Origin of the sequence: Klebsiella sp. X1-16S-Nf21, from assembly GCF_002837615.1 — a bacterium.
GTDB lineage: Bacteria > Pseudomonadota > Gammaproteobacteria > Enterobacterales > Enterobacteriaceae > Klebsiella > Klebsiella variicola.
Genome location: NZ_PJDK01000016.1, coordinates 57565 through 76940, shown reverse-complemented (window position 1 = coordinate 76940; position 19376 = coordinate 57565). Strand labels below are relative to the sequence as shown.

Here is a 19376-nt window from a genome sequence, read left to right as displayed (position 1 = left end):
GATTGTGATAATTATGGCCCACCTAATGGTGGGCTCATATTAACGTTATGATATCAATGGCCAGTAATATATCTAATTATTCAAAAGCTGAACCACCACCAATCGCCCACCATCCTCTGAAGACAGAATGAACTGGGTGTTGTCCTCCAGCAGCAACTTTTCACCTATGCCGACAGTTTTCCGATCGGGAAGTGATATGAGCCCGCTAAGCCCCTCGTTAACCAGCCACCACTGGTCATTATGGAAGACGAAATAACCAACCCTTTTCTTCTGCTCATCGGTGGTTCGTTCGTTAGGAGCAATCAGTCGGTTGACGTGCCATGCATATAATGACTGACCGCTCCACACCATAAGCCGGTGATCATCTGGCCTGAAAGTTCCAGCTTTTCTCGACGAATACAGATTCAGGATGGGGAGTTTGACTTTGTACGGTGTACCGCAATAGGGACAAACGGGTTTGGTCTTGCCATTGAAAACGTACCATTTCTGGTCACAATCATTGTTCTGGCATGGCTGGATGAGATCAACGGTTTTTACAAGGGCGCTCTCCCATTCATCAGCTGTCGGGCGCTTCGACGGATCATGCAACCCGTCAATAAAAGCCCGGTCGAAGAGAGGTTTCAGGTAGGGCCCCATAATGGTGTACGGGATTTTCTGAGGATCTGCCCACGGGAGCGAAAACGATGAGACCTGATTAGGCTCTGTCGCATTAGCGTAGAGAGGTTAGCAAAAGTGGCGCTGCCGGTTATTTAGGCAGCCTACAGATAAAATTGTTCCGCAGGTGACAATCCCTCATTTTGCGGATGCTGATATTGTTCTTTACGTATCATGTGGAGCAATTCGATACCAGCCAGTATCGTCTGCGCACGCCGAAATGATTTGAATCCCAACATCGGGCGAGTTCGACGTTTGATATTCCTGTGGTCTTGCTCAACGAGATTATTCAGGTACTTACTTTGCCTGATAGTGAGGGTTTCTTCATCAGCTTTCCCGGTATTGAGTGTGGCCAGCGCCGCTGTATTGGCACCACTCTTATCGATAGTCACGACCTCCGGTTCGCCATGGTGACGAATGGTCTTGCGGAAGAAACGCAGTGCAGCTGCTGCATCTCGTTTGGCGGTGAGCAGGAAGTCGATGGTCAGGCCGTCGGTATCCACTGCACGGTACAGATACTTCCACTGGCCTTTGATTTTGATATAGGTTTCATCCATCCGCCACCGACGACCCACCTTACGTTTATGTCGACGAAATGCCTTGTCCAGCAAGGGCACCAGGCGGATGACCCAACGGTGAAGTGTGGAATGGTCAACGATTACCCCACGCTCTGCCATCATCTCTTCCAGGTTGCGCAGGCTGAGCGAGTAAGCCAGATACCAGCGGGCACATTGAGCAATGACATCGATGGGATAATGCAGGCGTTTGAAAGCTTTTCGGATGAGAGACATGGGCAGGCAATATATCAAAAAAACAGCATGTTACCTGACTACGCCTTAATGCGACAAAACCCTAAAAGGAGACAATGTGAATCTTCGTGAGCAAAAACAGTGCAAAAGTTTCACGAAAAAAAGCAGCATGAGCCGAAAAAAGGACCCGTAGATGGCAATGGGATTTAATGACGGAACGGGTTAGGGGCATACCAAAAGGGAGCTTGAGGGGCGGCAGGGGGACTAGTTGAGCAATATCCCAGACAGCAGATGAAAATTTGCAGGCAAAATCTCACTGTTTACCTGCAACAATTGTTTCTCTCGGGAGGTAAATGTTTCATCATTTTCTAATGAAATAGACGGATATTACCGCTCAATAACGACCACGGACATTATTTCCGCACCGGTAATCAGGCTGAACAGTCCGGATCTGGTCCTCGTATGATCGCATAAATTAAAGCCTGAAGGTCTCGGATATCGTCAGCCCCCATTCCGCGCTGATGGCAAAAAAGAAAATATCTGATTTACACTGTTCTGAATTTAGGCTTGGGTTGATTTGGTCGTAATCTCAAAAATGTATTGAACTAAAGAGGATCTATTTACAAGATATGCCTGTTCCTTATTGACAAATCCCGCCTCCATACATCTATCTGGAGAGGTAGTCGGCCACTAGGCTGTGTCCCTTAATTGCATAACCTTTTGTAAAACAATCTGATACAACCCAGTTTAACCATTGCCAGATAATTCCTCGCCGTTTTGTCGTAACGTGTGGCGATGCGACGATATTCTTTCAGGCGACCAAAGCAACGTTCAACAACATTGCGATTACGGTAAGCATCACGATCGAGCTGTGAACGACCATCCGACGCCATTTTCTCATTTAATTTGCGAGGGATGACGGTTTTTATACCCTTGTTTTTCAGTTCGTTACGTAACGCATGTCCGGAGTAGGCTTTGTCAGCCAGTATGGCATGACCACGGCGCTTCATGCTCCCGTTCTGACGCTGAACACCAATGCCGTCCAGAAGACGTTGTGCAAACTGGCTTTCGTGAGCCTGACCGGGACTCAGCACGATGTTTAACGGCAGACCGCTTCCGTCTGTCGCCAGATGGATTTTGGTGCCAAAACCACCGCGAGAGCGACCCAGCCCATTATCTCCGGCGATATCGGGATGTTTTTTTGAGCCCCGGCTGCACATCTGAGTGCACGGATATTACTGCCATCCAGCGCTGTCGCTGACCAGTCAATAAGACTGTTTGTATCAAGTAACGTAAGTAACCTGTTGAAAATAATATTAATAACTCCTGACTTTGACCACCGCTGAAAACGGTTGTAAACGGTCTTCCATGGACCATATCGCTCAGGCAAATCGCGCCATGGTGCGCCTGAACACAGCACCCAGAACATACCGTTGATGATCATACGGTGTTCTGCCCATGGGCGTCCGGCCCGTGGTGTTGCTGGTTTAGCAGGTAATAAGGGCTGGAGGAGAGCCCATGCTTCATCGGGAAGATCGTAACGAGCCATAGTTCAATGTGTTTTGGAAACAGGCAGTTACTATAGATCAGTTGATTAAGGGACACAGCCTAACGAAGCGGGTAAGGTCATCTACAAAACAATAACCCGTGACGTGGTGAAATATGTTCAGTCTCCGAATCGTATTGTATGTAGGTTTGATGATGATGCTGTGCAGCTGCGTCAGCGCGCCATCGATGCTGCCAACTCCATCCCCGGATTTGATGAGCCCCCCGTGCAAAGCAAGTGACGCCGCGAAGGACAGCGACGAAGATCTGCAGGCTGATATTGAAAGCACTCAGTGCTTGCGGCAACTGAGATTGGATAAGTACCGCTGGCAGGCTTATTATAAAGCGATAGCCCGATAGGTTATTTTCTTGTTGAATTCAATCCCTGTCTTGCTTATATTCTACCCAAAAATGAGTAGGTTGGTTGTGATTAGAAAATGTTATGTAAGAATGTCTGATCAAGCTTCAGGTGACAAACTGTCATTGGAAGTACTTGTATCAGATGGTGGACTTAAGATTTTCATCTATGATTTTAATAAAGGAGTGGCGACTCTCTCTCATGCTATAAAAGATAAGCAGAGTAAGTATATTTTACAAGGTGAACGGAATGCCGGGCATATCAATCTTGTCAGAGATAACACGATTGATTACACTCTTTGGGTGGTTAATAATTACACCGGTGGAAATGGTGATTCCGATAAATCCTCTCCTGTGCTTTGCGCATTGTGCGAGGGGCAGATACTCATTATCGAATGCAAAAAGACTTTTATAAGAAAACCATTAAGGCTTGATGAGCTCAGGTTTGGGTCGTGACGCTGATTTAGTGTTAATGGTTGATTGTCAGATACCATCCGATGACCTTATCGTGCATTTCTTCTGATTTTGAAAAGCAGATTGTCCTTCGGGTAAGGCGCTTAAGGTGAGTCCGCAGATTCAGGTTATGACGCTCTATTCGCTGGGTATATTTCTTGCTGACTACATGGCTGGCTGAGTCCAGCAACGTCCGGTATACCGGCCACGCATCGGTCATGTAGAAGGCAATATTAAATTTGCTCAGCAGTGCCAGAAGCCGCTGTAACGTCACCGCATTTCGGGGGCCAAAGACGTGAGCAAGAACCCGCTTTCGGATGCGGTCATAGGCATAAAAGAGCCAGCGTGGATTGCCTTTACAACATACGAATGACCACTGCTCATCAGCTTCACAACAGATGACAACTTCTGCTCCGGGCTCAATGTGTTGCGCTACCTGTTTCGGCGCCAGTTTTTTAGATGGCGGAGGACAGTATTGAGGCTGATATCAAGGACTCGTGCAGTGTCACGACACCCGGCCCCATTCATTGCCATATCAATAATGGATTGATGGGTATCGGGTTTAGCGGCGTTGTACTGAAAGCTGAGCTGGAAGGTTTTCAGGCAGAGCTTGCAGCGATAGAGCTGAGCACCTGACGTTGAGTGACCATTACGGATAACCCCTTGAGTTTCAGAGCAACGGGGACAAACCACATCAATCTTTGCCATCACTTATCCAAAAGGCGAAGTATACAGCAGCACTAAGTTGGCGTCATGACCGGATTATCGGTGAAATCTCCAAGGGTTACGTAGAATAAAGCCAAACACCTAGCAGATACAGGGTAGCAAAAATGTTGGTTTCTGACATTACCCCCTCAATAATTACTATGTAAAAGCCACATTAAAACTATTTTACCGGCACCCTTATCTCGAATAGTCTCACTGAACAGCCTAATTCAGAAACGCATAAATAGCTATAGAGACTAAGATGAGAACCACATACCAGCAAACGTTGTTAATAAACTTCGTAAGTCGCGAAGATATCGACGAATGGCGAAATCTTTTTTTACCTAATTTCCCTGACTTGCGTATCGCGAGCTGGGATGACCCTTCAGTTGAGCCTGAAAGTGTTCACTATGTTTTAGTGTGGGAGCCTGAGAGAGGCAAGCTTGCTCAATTCCCAAATTTACGCGTGATATTAAGCGAGGCAGCAGGAGTGGATCATATTTTGAATGATTCGACAGTTCCCGCCAATATTCCAATCACTCGCATGGTTACGCCAGAAACTGAGAGCAGAATGGCTGATTATGTGACTATGGCATGTTACCTGCTTGTACGCCAGATTCCGCTGGTGATGCAGGCGCAGAAAAGGCAGAGCTGGAACAATAAGCTAACAGGCAGACTAGTGAACGAAACGTCAGTAGGTATAATGGGTATGGGACGTCTAGGCACTGCTGTAGCTAAACGCCTGTTGGCCAATGGCTTCACTGTGCGAGGCTGGTCGCGTACCGAGAAAAATGCCCACGGTGTACAATGTTACGCTGAAAACGATCAGTTAGCAGCTTTTCTTCGCGAAAGTCACATTTTAGTTAATTTACTTCCCGACACTATAGCAACACGTGGCATCATCAATGCAGAACTTCTAGAGCAATTACCTCCGAATGCAGGACTGATTAATGTTGGACGCGGCCACCAATTGGATCATGATGCGTTATTGGTCGGGCTAAACAACGGACATTTGAGCGGCGCTGTGTTGGATGTTTTTCCAGTGGAACCCCTACCGCCTGAAGATCCTTTGTGGACACATCCCCGGATAATCATTACCAGTCACGTTGCATCGTTGATTTCTAACACCGCTAAAGCAAAACAGGCTATTGAGATTATTCAGGCTGATCGTTCTGGATTGCCATTACCGTTGGTATTTAATCGTGAGTACGGTTACTAAATGTACAGAATAAATGCTCTGTGGGAATTAGTCAGAAAAGTTTACGGGAGGAGGGATGAGGTTGAAACACAAGAAGTATGGCGTATTTATGACGATTACAATGCTAAACTCTTGATCGTGATCGGATAAATTCCATAGAGTCTGGCGAGGAAGAAATGAATGCAAAACAGGAGCAGTTAACAGCAGCGAGGCTTGCCGAAAACTACAAATTCGGTAAAATGTAATTTTAGGAAACATAGAGTTATGTTCTAGCCTTTTATAGTACTATCACATACAACAAGACTCATCAATTGGTATTTATACAACCAAGGAAGCTTGTAAAATATTTGTTACCCTTCGGGAATCATCCCTAATAACAACTTATAATCTTCATCTAAGATATGCAAAAGTCTTATGTTGTTATAGTTTTTTTTAATTCAGAAGCAATATAATTAATATTTGTGCAAAAGGAATGAGTAAGTGCATAATATTGAAAGTCACCGAGAAAGTTTTACCCCTTGTCTTGAGTAAGAGTTAACACCTGTCGTTATGAATGACTTGGCTTTTGTTTGACTGAATCCCCATATTGGCGCAGAAATCAAAATGTAACTTACACCGGCCATGCCTTAGATCTTGCCTTTAGGAAGATAATCATTATGTAATGTAACGTCATTCTGAAATTTCACCTGCTGCTGATAGTGGCTTCAAGGATGACATAGTTTCTTGCCGTACGACAATAGTTTCTTATAAACGATAAAGTGTATAAACCACGTCACTTACTTAGGAAACCTCGTGAACATGAATGAACGTCAAATTCAAATCGCTCTTGTTCCCTCTTCCTACATGTTTTCCTCTCCATGGTATGGGCTGTTGAGATCAACCACATCCACAACGATACGAATCTGATCTATTTGTGATAAAGCCTGAGGAACATACGCTATTATGGTTATTAACTGTGAGAACTTACGTCGGGCAGCGCAACGTGCGCTACCGGGCTTTGCATTCGATTATGTAGATGGTGGCGCTGACAACGAGCAGACTCTGAGACATAACAGAGAAGTCTTTGAACGTTGGATGTTTAAACCAACGGTATTAAAGGATGCAAGTGTACGCAGTCTGCATACACCACTTGGAAATGACCTATTAGCTGCACCGCTGCTGATAGCTCCAACTGGTTACAATGGCATGCTGCGTCATGAGGCCGATCAGATGCTAGCGCGAGCCGCCGCGCATAGCGGCATAGGTTATATTCAGAGCACCGTTTCGACGGCATCACTGGAAGAGACTGCAACTGTTAGCAGCGGGCCGCGCTGGTTTCAACTGTATGTTCTGAAGGACCGCGCTGTCACAGCCAACTTGATTGAGCGAGCGCGCCATTCAGGCTGCTCGGCGTTGGTAGTGTCGGTAGATGCAGTGCATTTCGGCAACCGTGAACGCGATAAATCGCACTACCGACGGCCGATGAAGCTTTCGTTCCGTGCGCTGGCAGATGTAGCACGCCACCCTGGATGGGTGTGGCGTACACTACGTCCTGCAGGGATGCCGGGCTTTGGTAACCTCAAACCTTACCTTCCCTCAGAGTTTCAGCGCGGTATGGGCGCGGCCACCTACTTCGCCCAACAGATGGATCCTACATTAACCTGGCAAACACTGGAATGGATACGCGAATTGTGGCCGGGGCCGTTGTATATCAAAGGTATAATGACGACTGAAGATGCATTAGCCGCACAACAACTAAAGGCCGAAGGTATTGTAGTATCTAACCACGGCGGTCGTCAGTTAGATGGAACATTTAGCCCAATGCTGGTTTTGCAAGACATCCGAAAGGCGGTGGGCCCTAACTTTAACGTGTTACTCGATAGCGGCTTCAGACGCGGTACTGATGTGGTAAAAGCTCTGGCGTTAGGCGCAAATGCAGTATTACTGGGACGTCCACTATTATACGCAGTGGCTGTAGGAGGCGAAGCGCTGGTGTCAGCCACCCTAGAATCGTTGATCGCTGAAATCGATCGTACAATGGCACAGTTGGGCTGTACCGATATCACTGAACTTCATTCTGGACTGCTCCATCATGCAAGGAATTAACCGACGTACAGTTCCGCCTACATCTACACAGGCGATTATAAGACCCTATTTTTTAGGTGTGAAGTTGCAGAAAGTTAGAAGACGGAAAGTACGTTATGATCCTTTACACTTGCTATATGAGTAAGCGTAGAGTGAGAACCATTTTGGCGAGCTATGCCTATCAGGTTCGTAATACGGTGCGACATGGTGTAATTTCGCTGGCAATTGTGTTAAAACTCGTTGAACCCGGTTACGCATTTGTCTGCAATACACAGTTTAAGCCTGCAAGATGGGTCTGCGAGTGGATGACTTTTCTGCCGGTTTGAAGACCAACAACGTAGCCGTTGCTAGTGTTGAGCCTGCGTTGTGGTTAACACGAACCTACGTCCACAACCGCCCGCTCTTCATCTTCGTATTACCGGACAACAGCACCGGTACGGGCATGTCATCGGTGTGGAGCTTGCCTTCAGTCAGCACATAGCACCGAAGCCCCCCTCCTGCGGGGTGACAGGAGCTGGCAGCATCCCTCCACTCAGCCCGACAGCAGTGAGCTACTCAGCGGCCGTATACTTCAAACTGACGAAACTGCTCTGTGTGCTCTGGGTTAGAGCTCGGGCAAGCCTCGTCGTGAGAATAGAATTTGTCTACGGGCATGGGCTCAGTCCAATCAATCAACTTACGAACTCAGATCCCCAGATGGGGATTATCATTGGCCGGTAAATCTTAAGACTGCTTCAAAAAAAACGTATTCCGATCACGGCATAAGGTATATCAGCAAGCAGATGTCGAGGGATTGGTCCACCCAAATTTCATAAGGTCCTTTTCCATTTTAGGGAATAATTTCTCATTTTTTATCTTTGAAGCTTTTTTAGTTACAAAAGAATAACCAATAAGAAACACTTATCACATTTTTTTTAACTCTTAGATATAGAAAATAACTAATTTCGCCAATAGAAGATTCTAAGTAATGTTACATCTCTTGGTTTTCCTCGGACAACCTCCAGCCTGTAGCCACAATGACAACGGAAGGAAATAGCCATGTATTCTCTCCATACAGTGAAAAAATCAATTAGTGCGTTTTTCTGTGCAGGAATGATGTCAGTTACAACTATCTCTGTTCATGCGGAAGAAGCCACGCATGTGAAAATGGGGATTGAACCTTGGCTGGGTTATGGTCAGTGGCATATTGCCTCGGCTAAAAATCTTTTTGAAAAGGAAGGTCTAAAACAAGTCGAGATCATTAATTTCGCTGAGGATAAAGATATTAATGCCGCACTGGCGAGTGGGCAGATAGACGCAGCTAATATCGCTACCCATACCGCGATGGGAATGATTTCCGCAGGTCTCCCAGTGAAGATTGTGCTATTACTCGACCAGAGCAATAGCGCAGATGCAATTCTGGCCACTAAAGATATTTTAAGCATTAAGGATCTCAAAGGTAAGCAGGTCGCCTACGAAGAAGGCACAACCAGTGATATTTTACTCAGAAGTGCCATAGCATCTGAAGGATTATCCTTTAATGATATAAAACCTGTTCCTATGCCTGCCGCTTCAGCAGGGAATGCTATAATAGCAGGACGGGTTCCTGTTGCTGTGACGTATGAGCCCTATCTGAGCATGGCCCAAAAAAGCGATACAAATCTTAAGATTCTATACAGTGGTTCCTCTGATCCAGGATTGATCAGCGATGTTCTGGTAATACGTGACGATTTCATCAAGACTCACCCTGATGCCATTAAGGCACTTATTCAGACCTGGGGTAAAGCGCTAGACTATTACAATGCCAATACGACAGAAGGTCGCGCTATTATCTCTAAAGCAGTGGGCACAACTCCAGAAGACTTAAATACGGCATTCGATGGCGTGAAATATTTTACCCTAAGCGATAACAAAGCACTTCTGGCTCACGACTTCACAACGAAAACGTTCCCCCATATTCTTAAAGCAGCAACTGCTGCGGGCATTATCACGCAGCCCATTACAACTGAACAAACCATCGATACTCGTTTCGCAAATGCGCAATAACCACATTAAAGATCTGTCCGCTGATTTTATAAGTGGTGAAGACTTGCACACGGAGGAATTATGAGTTCTCTCGAAACTCAGAAAGTAAATGTCCATGCAAAAAAAAGGCGGTATTCAAACTTATTAACCATAGGGAAAGAGCCTACACGTTCTCAGTTCCTCACAATCTCTGTAGCAGTTTTCGTACTGCTCCTTCTTATATGGTGGCTTGCGACATCCAGCGGCACCATTAAACCCATTTTCCTGCCAGGAATCGAGAATGTCCTGCTTCGGATGATAACTCTTGCGCAAAACGGAACGTTACAGAGTGATATTGCCAGCAGCCTTTATCGCATGATCATTGCTTTCACTATTTCGTCATTAATGGCAATTATCATTGGTGTTTTAGCTGGGTGCTATGGGTTATTCAAGGCGATTGTTGAACCGCTTGTTGACTTTATCCGCTATATGCCAGTTGTTGCTTTCGTCCCCCTTACCATCTTGTGGACAGGCACTGATGATATACAGAAATTTCTAGTCATCTGGATCGGTACTTTTTTTCAACAGGTACTGATGATGATTGATGCGATTAAACGTGTTCCATCTGATTTTGTCGGTTTGGGCAGGACACTCGGCTTGTCAGACCGAAAAACTCTCCTCCAGATTGTCATTCCTTCCGCGTTACCCTCGATATGGGATGCATTACGCATAAGTCTTGGATGGGCATGGACATGGCTTGTTCTTGCTGAACTTGTAGCATCAACTTCTGGGCTTGGCTATCGGATCGTCGTTTCTCAACGCTATTTTCAGACAGATACAATCATCGGCTACATACTCCTGCTTGGTTTCCTGGGGCTCATTACTGATCAAATTATGCGTGCAGCTGAGCATGTACTTTTCCGTTACAACCGGAGACGTTCCTGATGGCAATTTTGACGCTTAATAAACTGGAAAAAAGTTTCTCATTGGGCAAGACCCGGCGTCAGGTTCTGCATGGCATTGACCTCACGCTCAACGATAACGAGTTCGTTTCTATTGTCGGCTCATCTGGATGTGGAAAAAGTACCATGCTGTCAATAGCTGCAGGTCTGGAGGATTTCGATAAGGGTGATGTTCTTGTTGATGGTGAATCAATAACAGGCCCAGGACTGGACCGTGGAGTGGTATTTCAGTCATACACGCTGCTTCCCTGGCTGACAGCTAGAGGCAATATTGAGTTTGCTTTAAAAGCAGCAGGAACACCAGCCAGAAGATGCCGTGAAATCGCTCAAGAACATCTTGAACTCGTGAAACTGGGCAATGCTGCAGACCACTGGCCCAGCGAACTTTCCGGAGGAATGAAGCAACGTGTTGCCATTGCTCGAGCACTTTCCTACCGACCTAAGATTCTTCTGATGGATGAACCGTTTGGTGCTCTTGACGCCATGACTCGCCATCAAATGCAGCAACTACTTATCGAAATCTGGGAGAAACACCGCCTCACAGTAATGTTTGTTACTCATGATATCGAAGAGGCGGTCAGGCTTTCCGATCGGATAGTGGTAATGGGTCAAGGATATATAGACACCACTTTCCATGTTGAGTTATCTCGCCCTCGACAGGAGGGTATAAATCGTGAACCAGAATTCATTGAACTTCAGCATGAAGTACTGAACCGTATTCATCAACACTCCTAATTAACTGTTAAGGATTAAACATGTCTCCGACATTTCATGACCTTTCGAATTCCGAAGTACTGCCAACCCATTTATTCAAACGCACAGAATCTGATTTGTCATTTTTCATCGAAAAGGTCAAGCCGATAATTGAGGCCGTTAGGTCAGAAGGCGACCAGGCTCTAATCCGTTTCGCTCGTGAGTTTGATGGTGTGCGACCAGAGACCTTTTCTATAAAGGCAGAAGAGCAAGAGTTTGAAGACGCATTTGCCCGCGTTGACCCGGAGGTAATCGAATCAATTCGTTTCTCCGTCGAAAATGTTCGTGCATTTCATGAGGCACAGAAACCAGAGGAAATGTGGTGGAAGGAGATGAGACCGGGGGCTTTTGCCGGTGATCGCCATGTTCCGATAGATGCTGTTGCCTGCTATGTTCCTCGTGGTAAAGGCTCATTCCCGAGCGTACTGATCATGACTGCAGTCCCAGCCATCGTGGCGGGAGTCCCGCTTCCGGTCGTAATCACCCCTCCCGGCCCCGATGGGAGGGTCGATGATGCAACGTTGATTGCTGCGCGTCTTGTTGGTATCAAGAATGTGTATAAATGTGGTGGCGCACAAGGTGTGGCTGCAGTCGCGTTTGGAACTCAGTCAGTACCAAAATGCCTCAAAATCGTAGGACCTGGCAGCCCATGGGTAGTTGCTGCGAAACGTCAGTTATCAAGCCTAATTGATCCAGGTATACCAGCAGGGCCGAGTGAGAGCCTGATTCTGGCTGATGACTCTATCGATGGTGCGCTGGCAGCGCTTGATCTTCTTATAGAATCCGAACATGGCCCAGATTCATCAGCTTATTTGGTAACTTCTAGCCCTCGTGTAGCTGAAGAAGCTATTGCCGCATTACCCATGTACTGGAAACAAATTGGAGAAAAACGTGCAGAGTTCTCCCAGAAAGTTTTGTGCGGCTCTCACGGAGGTGTGGTGCTGACAAAGGATTTCTCTACAGCTATTGAGTTCGTAAATCAGTACGCACCTGAACACCTGGAGGTACTTGCACAGGAACCTATGGATGTAATGACGAAAATTCGTAATGCCGGTGAAATATTACTTGGCGAACATACTCCAATCACTCTGGGTAATTTTGTACTTGGCCCTAATGCTGTTCTGCCAACAAACAGCGCAGCGAAAACGTCTGGTCCTCTCTCCGTTTTTGATTACCTCAAGAGAATCTCCATCGCCTATGTAACAAAAAGTGGCTACAAAGATCTGGCACTGCAAGCTAAACGCCTTGCAGAGTATGAAGGATTCCCTGGGCATGCTTTAGCCGTTTCGGACATTCGCCAGGATTTGCTAAAGGGAAGTAAGAATGACTGAACTTTTACGCCCACCCTATGCAGCGGAAGCGCGCAGGTTGACGCAGGAAGGCAAGTGGGAGTTGGCCAGTGAAAAGCTCAGCCAACTGATCACCGAAGTTACTGGCGAACAAACATTAAGCCTGCAGATTAATCGTGACCAATATAGTCTGAATTCTTTGAATGGGCGTGTTTCATTGGTAAATGGCCGTTCCTTTTTCTTTAAGTATCATCATGAAGAGGGAGAAGAGCAGACTATTCAAGAATATTACCGGGCGGCACTTTTGCGAGATCACGGTTTTGATGTAGATATCCCCGTCTACGCCTGCGGAGAACCTGGACGCCAAATTCTACTGTATAAGCTTCGCGATGATAAGCGGCTAGCAGATGTTTGCCGAGAGATTGAGACCAAATCGGACTGGGAGAAAATAGGACCGGTTATCGAAGCTCAACGTTATGCTGATCACAACATTTTATCCCATACGTTACCGACCTTGCGCATGGCGTCAACTGAGAAAGTAGCATCTGAACCCATTCATCAGTTGTTCTGGAATCGGCTAGTTTCGCCTGGCCATGACATCGGCCTTGGTGGTCGTGTAGCCAGCTTTTATGTCAATCAGGAATTTATTCTTGGTGACATGCAGTTGGACTGGCAGACACTGAGTAGTCTCCACTGGCGTATAAATGGCGTGTCATATGAAAAAAGTCTGCGAGAGCTCTTTTTAGAGGCTGGTCGTGAGTTAGACCCTCAGAGGTTAGCAGATCATGGAGTCGTTGTTGCTCACGGCGATGCCCATAACGCTAATGTATGGTATGAAAACCATCACAGCAAACCCAGGCTGGTTAGTTTTGATCCTGCCTTTGCCGGAAGTTCCATTCCAGCGTTGCTGGCTGAAATTAAGGCAACTTTCCATAATATATTTGCTCATCCTTGCTGGCTGTATGAAGCGGATGAAGCGGCAGAACGTTATAACGTGAGTGTAGCGCGAGATGGCAATACCCTTACTGTCAACCATGACTGGCAACTGACTCCTTTACGTAAAGCATTCCTTGAAAGCAAAGGGGAATTGTACTGGAAACCTCTGCTGACAGAAATGAAACGAAAGGGATGTCTACCTGATAACTGGCATCAAATTATGCGTCTTGCTCTTTTCTGTTGCCCAACATTAGTTATGAACTTACGGGGTGGTTCTGACAGCGTTCATAATGCAACAAGTTCAGCCATAGGTTTTTCCATTGCAGTCATGCTGGGTTGCGATGGGGATGATTATTTTAGCCGATGGATGTCCGCTCTTATGACGGAGAACTAATATGAAAGCAGTACGCTTATATGGTATCAGGGAAGTTAAAATAGAGCATTCTGCTCCACCGACGTTAAAATCGGGATGGGCTAGAGTTCAAGTACATGCTGCGGGAATATGCGGATCTGATTTACACAATTTCATAACCGGTAAATGGTTTAGCCGGTTGCCTGTTACGCCCGGTCACGAGTTGTTCGGAGTGATTGCTGAAATTAACGAAAGCGAAAGTCTATTCAGAGTCGGTATGCGCGTCGTCGCTGATTCTCGGGTATGGTGTGGAAGTTGCTTTTTTTGCCTTGCCGGGGAAAATAACCTCTGTGAAGAACTAGGCTTTGTCGGTGAAGTATTCGATGGCGGATTCGCTGAAGAAGTGATACTTCCCCTACAAAACTTACTGATTGTCCCTGATAGTGTTCCTGATGATATCGCCGTGCTGAGTGAACCTCTGGGTGTTGCACTCCGGGTGATTAATCAACTGAACCCATCTGCAGGTGACACGGTTTGTGTAGCTGGTGGGGGGACGATAGGCGGCTTAACCGCATTACTGCTTAGCCGGCTAAAAAAATGCCGGGTTCAGCTACTGGAACCTAATAAACAGCGTTATCAATTACTCTCATCAGTTGTTGGCCTTTCACCGCCCGGCACATTTTCATTAGCCGTTGAAGCTTCCGGACACCCGGCCGCGCTCATTGATCTCCTGAGTAGTATCAGGTCTGGTGGACGCATTGCCCTCGTGGGTATTTTTCATCATTCGAAGGGGCTGGATCTTAATAAGGTAGTTGAAAAAGAGATTACTCTTATTGGCTGTAGTGTGTTCCAAGATGAACAGAATGAGGCATTGCAGGTAATGGCTTCACTGGCGGAGGATTTAAGAAAGCTGATTGCGCCTCCCATTACTCTTGATGAGCTACCGGATGCCTATATGTCTCTCATCTCAGGAGACTCTCACTATCTCAAAACGGTGACCAATCAATGAATGTGTTATCTACATTTTCGCTAAAAGGAAAAAGAGCCCTGGTAACCGGTGCGACCAGAGGAATTGGTTATGTCCTCGCCAGAGCTCTGGCACAGGCAGGAGCCAGCGTCATTATAACTGGCAGGCATCAAGCCACCCTCACTAAAGCGGTTGACGCACTTACCCTGGAAGGTGCTGAAATCACAGGATTACTTCTGGATGTGACACAAACATCTCGCATTACTGAGGTCATTTCTGGCATCGGTAGAATCAATATTCTGATCAATAATGCAGGCATTGAGCAGGTTTGTCCGTCACTTGAAGTAAATGAAGCTCTTTGGGACAACATTGTCGGGACCAACCTGAAAGGGGCTTTTTTCTGTGCTCAAGCAGTAGCGAAAACCATGGCTAGTACTGGAAAAGGTGGAGTTATTATTAACCTCTGCTCATTAACCAGTTGCGTTGGCGTATCTGGCGCAGCGGCCTACGGTAGCTCTAAATCGGGATTGGTCGGGCTAACGAAAGCGCTCAGTACGGAATGGGCGGCTCATAACATTCGGGTGAACGGTATCGGGCCGGGATATTTTGAAACAGAGATGACGCAAGTATTTTATCAAGATACACAGTGGCGTAGTACTATGCAGCAAAAGATCCCCCTTGGGAGATTTGGTGAGTTAGATGACCTCGCGGGAAGCGTGGTATTTCTTAGCTCAGAGGCCGCTAAATATATTACCGGACAAACTTTATATATAGATGGCGGCTATTTGTCCTCTATTTAACGGTTTTATTCTTCCGGCGTTGTTAAAGTGGAATGGATCACCATAAATAATGCGCAAAGCGCGAGCAGTACGGCCCCGCCGGTAAGTAGCCACCCGGCGTGATGAAACGCGGTTAAGCTCCCCCGGGTATGGGCAGATCTGACATTGCAGGCGGTCACCAGCGCCGCGCCCGCCATCGCCCCAATGCGCTGGAGGATATTCAGAACGGGTGCGGCATCAGCGACGTGACGGCTGCCAGCCATAGCCAGGCCCGCAACCATCGCGGGCACTGTTGCCAGGGCTAAACCGAACCCTCTAACCGCTATTGCGCCCCCCACAAGCGTATAGCGACTTCCCGCATCAATCATTGCCAGTGGCAATGTGGCAAATGCCGCGAGCAAACCGCCAATAATAAGCACCGTTCGTGGCCCCCAGCTTATCAGAGAAGTAGCCGGCTACCGGAAATCCTATCAAAGCAGAACCATGAAAGTCACTGAAACCCGACTGAACACTCTGATCGATAATCGGATGCCCCACCAGTTTACGCTGATGGTCAGACAGGGAGTGCCAGAAAAGGGGGATTAATGTCGGATCTGCGCTAGGTCATCTTCCGTCAGATCGGTCATTTTCATGACGGTATTACGGTCAATGCCATTCTGCAGCATGGTACGGGCAATTTTCAGAGTGGCCTGACGCTCACATTCTGAACGGCCTATTAGCGTGTGCTCCGGTGATTTGCACATGCGCAAATTTTTCAGCCCAAAGGAGGCTAATCATCACGGGGATTACGTTCAAATCCCCTGCGCCCTCTTGCTGCCCATTCAGCATTGAGTACCACGTAACGCTCCCAGCGTTCACGCAGCTGTGCGAGCTTTAGCGGTACTTCTTTAGTGACAAAGGCTTCCGGTATTTCAAAGTCATCAAGATGCCCTTTCAGGTATGCATGTACGCCTTCCAACACATCAATCAGAGTGATGTTGTTACTTTGTTGACCTTCAAGAAGCGGCCCCTGCCAGCTATGCCAGAAGGCCTGATGGCGCAGACTGCTTTCGTCATTCGCGAGCCACCATAAATCGACAAAGATTCCTCGTGCAACTTTGAACGGCTGTTCATCAAACTGTTCGATGAGAAAGAAATAACACGGGATCTTGAGCGCGTTGATACGCGCAATTTCAATTTCAGCATCACGGCGCAAGGCAATCAGATTGCTAAAGCGCGAGCGCATACAGGCGACAGGGTTCAACACCCTTACCTTTTTATTCATTTCAGGCATGCCGGGGCCGGTTGCTTCTACATAAAACGGGGCGGTATACAGGTAAAGCTTTTCCCCCAGAAAATCAGAACGGTCAAAGCCTCCGGGTCGGTCGATAATATCCACCACATTTGGCTCGTCAGGCGCATCCGGTACGGCAAATAAGCGTCCATCATCCCGTTTGATATCGTGTGTATCCCGATCTATAAGCATAAACTGCGCAAGGGATGGGGGCTGGCCGTCTTTGTTCTCCCACGTCTTAACGTTGAGCGTTTTTGCTATAGCCGCAATATCATCTTTCCGGGCGCTGTAGTCGCAGTCAACAGATGTGGTGAGACGCTCATCAGGCAATCTGTCGCCGTATTGTGCATGATAATAGGATATCCAGTATTGCACAGCCTGACCGCCAACTGTGATAACAGCATGTTTGAACTGATCAGCGTTGCAGATCAGCTGCTGATTTAGCAGGTACATCTGCTCATAGGGGGGAATAACTTCTTGAACAGGCATAAAAAAACCATGAGCGAATTATGATTTATTGTGCCTCAAAGTTCAGGATCAGGCAAAAGCGATAGTATGAGAAAATTTGCTACTAGCTGACTTACTGAAGCGGCTTTTCACGGCAGGTTTGTAACCGGCACGACCACGCAAAACCTGCAATGCTACGGCTTCGTAGCGTTCATGCTGCTTTTGTTTAGCTTGTACGGGAGACATAATTTTGTACCTGACGGTGGTTATAAACAAATAAGTTGCAGTAACTATACGTCACGAATCTACGTCACGCAATAGCGTACTATTGTAGCAACTTCGATGTACTTCCAGATTAAAAAGTAAGTCCTGATCTCTTAGCAAATGTGGTGAACGGAATTGCCATTCCTTCAGCGGACTGTGCCGGGGTGGATGTTAATCTGGTAACTCCGGGCTGACTGCATCGCCACGCAGGCGCATGATGGTTTGTCGTGAGGTCCCAAACTCGCGGGCAATGGCGCTGATGCTGGCACCAGCTTTCAGGCGTTCAAGCGCTGCCTGCCGCAGTTTCTGGTTCAGCGCAGGTGGCCGACCAAATCGTTTCCCAGCAGCCCTGGTCCTTGCCAGGCCAGAATGCGTGCGTTCAATCAGCAGGTCCTTTTCAAACTCAGCCACCGCCGAAATGACCAGCATGGTCATCTTGCCGGCCGCGATGGTGAGATCCACGCCACCCAGCGCGAGGCAGTGAACGCGAATATCGGATGCTGCCAGCTGCTCCACGGTCTTTCGCACGTCCATTGCGTCACGTCCCAGGCGATCAACGTTGAAGGATCAGATCACGCATCCTCCCGACAACACAGACCGTTCCGTGGCAAAGCAAAAGTTCAAAATCACCAACTGGCCCATCTACAACAAAGCCCTCATCAACCGTGGCTCCCTCACTTTCTGGCTGTACAATGAGGCGATTCAGGCCTGGTATGGGTCAGCAATGCCTTCATCCCGGGGAAGACCTCAGCGTTATTCTGACCTTTCCATTACCACTGTCCTGGTGATTAAACGCGTGTTCAGGCTCACCCTGCGGGCTGCGCAGGGTTTTATTGATTCCATTTTTGCCCTTATGGAGGTTCCGTTGCGCTGCCCGGATTACAGCAGTGTCAGCAAGGGGGGCCAGGTCGGTTAATGTCAGCTTTAAAACACCCACCCGGGGTGAAATCGCACACCTGGTGATAGATTCCACCGGGCTGAAGGTTTTTGGTGAAGGCGAGTGGAAAGTCAAAAAGCACGGCCAGGAGCGCCGTCCTATCTTGCGAAAGCTGCTTCTGGCAGTCGATGGCAAAACACATGAAATCATCTGTGCAGACCTGTCGCTGAACAACGTCACGGACTCAAAAGCCTTCCCATGCCTTATCCGGCAGACTCACAGAAAAATCAGGTCAGCCGCAGCAGATGGGGCTGACGACACCCGGTTCTGTCACGATGAACTGAGGCGTAAGAAAATCAGCGCGCTTATCCCGCCCCGAAAAGGCGCGGGATACTGGCCGGATGAGTATGCAGACCGTAACCGTGCAGTAGCGAATCAGCGGCTGAACGGAAGTAATGCCCGGTGGAAATGGAAAACAGATTACAACCGTCGCTTGATAGCAGAAACGGGCAATGTACCGGGTGAAACAATTGTTCGGTGGGTCACTGACGCTGCGTGATTATGATGGTCAGGTAGCAGAGGCTTTGGCCGTGGTGCGAGCGCTGAAAAAAATGACGAAGGCAGGTATACCTGAAAGCGTGCGTATTACCTGAAAATACAACCCGCTACAGGGTTACTTACCAGAAATCTGATTTATTCAACAAAGCCCATCGGCCCGCGAGTTATCACGCATATGTAAGCATCCCGGTAAAGCGGACCATTCACATTT

General features: G+C 47.4%; 15 protein-coding genes and 5 pseudogenes. 11 read left to right on the top strand and 9 right to left on the bottom strand.

Annotated elements, in window-relative coordinates; translation table 11 throughout:
• Window positions 1–72: 72 nt before the first annotated feature.
• The 3 genes and pseudogenes from CW267_RS09935 to CW267_RS09925 all read right to left on the bottom strand — a co-directional run.
• A pseudogene (locus tag CW267_RS09935) lies at window positions 73–714 on the bottom strand (kinase); the annotation flags it as partial.
• 44 nt (window positions 715–758) lie between these two features.
• Window positions 759–1445, bottom strand: a complete 687-nt coding sequence (locus tag CW267_RS09930; protein ID WP_100781773.1) for an IS6 family transposase — start codon at window positions 1443–1445, stop codon at window positions 759–761.
• 662 nt (window positions 1446–2107) lie between these two features.
• Window positions 2108–2952 (bottom strand): IS5 family transposase gene (locus tag CW267_RS09925; RefSeq protein WP_101148623.1). Its coding sequence is split into 2 segments (ribosomal slippage): window positions 2108–2607 and window positions 2607–2952, totalling 846 coding nucleotides; the frame shifts between segments, so codons are not numbered across the junction.
• 446 nt (window positions 2953–3398) lie between these two features.
• On the opposite strand from CW267_RS09925, the gene CW267_RS09920 reads away from it, so the two are divergent.
• The gene (locus CW267_RS09920; protein WP_100781720.1) at window positions 3399–3761 is read left to right on the top strand and encodes a hypothetical protein; all 363 of its coding nucleotides are present in this window, start codon (window positions 3399–3401) and stop codon (window positions 3759–3761) included.
• Between the two features lie 13 nt (window positions 3762–3774).
• Here CW267_RS09920 and CW267_RS09915 read toward each other — a convergent pair.
• Window positions 3775–4466, bottom strand: a protein-coding gene (locus CW267_RS09915) for an IS1 family transposase (protein ID WP_100781721.1) whose coding sequence is annotated in 2 segments (ribosomal slippage) — window positions 3775–4208 and window positions 4208–4466 — 693 coding nt in all. Because the reading frame shifts where the segments join, the coding sequence is not laid out codon by codon here.
• A gap of 259 nt (window positions 4467–4725) precedes the next feature.
• On the opposite strand from CW267_RS09915, the gene CW267_RS09910 reads away from it, so the two are divergent.
• From CW267_RS09910 to CW267_RS09870, 9 genes are all read left to right on the top strand, one after another.
• Window positions 4726–5682, top strand: coding sequence for a 2-hydroxyacid dehydrogenase (locus CW267_RS09910; protein ID WP_064144675.1), 957 nt, complete (start codon window positions 4726–4728; stop codon window positions 5680–5682).
• 921 nt (window positions 5683–6603) lie between these two features.
• Window positions 6604–7746 (top strand): alpha-hydroxy acid oxidase, encoded by a 1143-nt coding sequence (locus CW267_RS09905; protein WP_100781722.1) that lies wholly within the window; start codon window positions 6604–6606, stop codon window positions 7744–7746.
• 1017 nt (window positions 7747–8763) lie between these two features.
• Window positions 8764–9750, top strand: coding sequence for an ABC transporter substrate-binding protein (locus CW267_RS09900; protein ID WP_100781723.1), 987 nt, complete (start codon window positions 8764–8766; stop codon window positions 9748–9750).
• A gap of 60 nt (window positions 9751–9810) precedes the next feature.
• Window positions 9811–10653, top strand: coding sequence for an ABC transporter permease (locus CW267_RS09895; protein WP_049117517.1), 843 nt, complete (start codon window positions 9811–9813; stop codon window positions 10651–10653).
• Window positions 10653–11405 (top strand): ABC transporter ATP-binding protein, encoded by a 753-nt coding sequence (locus tag CW267_RS09890; protein WP_032445134.1) that lies wholly within the window; start codon window positions 10653–10655, stop codon window positions 11403–11405. Before CW267_RS09895 ends, CW267_RS09890 begins: the two co-directional genes overlap by 1 nt.
• 20 nt (window positions 11406–11425) lie before the next feature.
• Window positions 11426–12754, top strand: a complete 1329-nt coding sequence (hisD, locus tag CW267_RS09885; protein WP_100781724.1) for a histidinol dehydrogenase — start codon at window positions 11426–11428, stop codon at window positions 12752–12754.
• Window positions 12747–14042, top strand: coding sequence for a hypothetical protein (locus tag CW267_RS09880; protein WP_055323540.1), 1296 nt, complete (start codon window positions 12747–12749; stop codon window positions 14040–14042). Before hisD ends, CW267_RS09880 begins: the two co-directional genes overlap by 8 nt.
• Before the next feature lies 1 nt (window position 14043).
• A complete protein-coding gene (locus CW267_RS09875; RefSeq protein WP_100781725.1) occupies window positions 14044–15009 on the top strand; it encodes a zinc-dependent alcohol dehydrogenase in 966 nt (321 codons plus the stop codon).
• Window positions 15006–15767: an SDR family NAD(P)-dependent oxidoreductase gene (locus CW267_RS09870; RefSeq protein ID WP_100781726.1), complete on the top strand. Its 762-nt coding sequence runs from the start codon at window positions 15006–15008 to the stop codon at window positions 15765–15767. Before CW267_RS09875 ends, CW267_RS09870 begins: the two co-directional genes overlap by 4 nt.
• A 5-nt stretch (window positions 15768–15772) precedes the next feature.
• On the opposite strand, the pseudogene CW267_RS31570 reads toward CW267_RS09870, so the two are convergent.
• The 5 genes and pseudogenes from CW267_RS31570 to CW267_RS09855 form a co-directional block, all read right to left on the bottom strand.
• A pseudogene (locus CW267_RS31570) lies at window positions 15773–16229 on the bottom strand (MFS transporter); the annotation flags it as partial.
• A 98-nt stretch (window positions 16230–16327) separates the two neighbouring features.
• Window positions 16328–16459 (bottom strand): annotated as a pseudogene (locus tag CW267_RS30480) (ISNCY family transposase); the annotation flags it as partial.
• A 56-nt stretch (window positions 16460–16515) separates the two neighbouring features.
• On the bottom strand, window positions 16516–17508 hold the full coding sequence (locus tag CW267_RS09860) for a hypothetical protein (protein ID WP_206053247.1): 993 nt from the start codon (window positions 17506–17508) through the stop codon (window positions 16516–16518).
• 48 nt (window positions 17509–17556) lie between these two features.
• Window positions 17557–17712, bottom strand: coding sequence for a hypothetical protein (locus CW267_RS30475; RefSeq protein WP_162994842.1), 156 nt, complete (start codon window positions 17710–17712; stop codon window positions 17557–17559).
• Between the two features lie 189 nt (window positions 17713–17901).
• Window positions 17902–18288: pseudogene (locus tag CW267_RS09855) on the bottom strand (recombinase family protein); the annotation flags it as partial.
• Between the two features lies 1 nt (window position 18289).
• Here CW267_RS09855 and CW267_RS09850 point away from each other — a divergent pair.
• A pseudogene (locus tag CW267_RS09850) lies at window positions 18290–19260 on the top strand (IS5 family transposase).
• The last annotated feature ends 116 nt before the right edge of the window (window positions 19261–19376 follow it).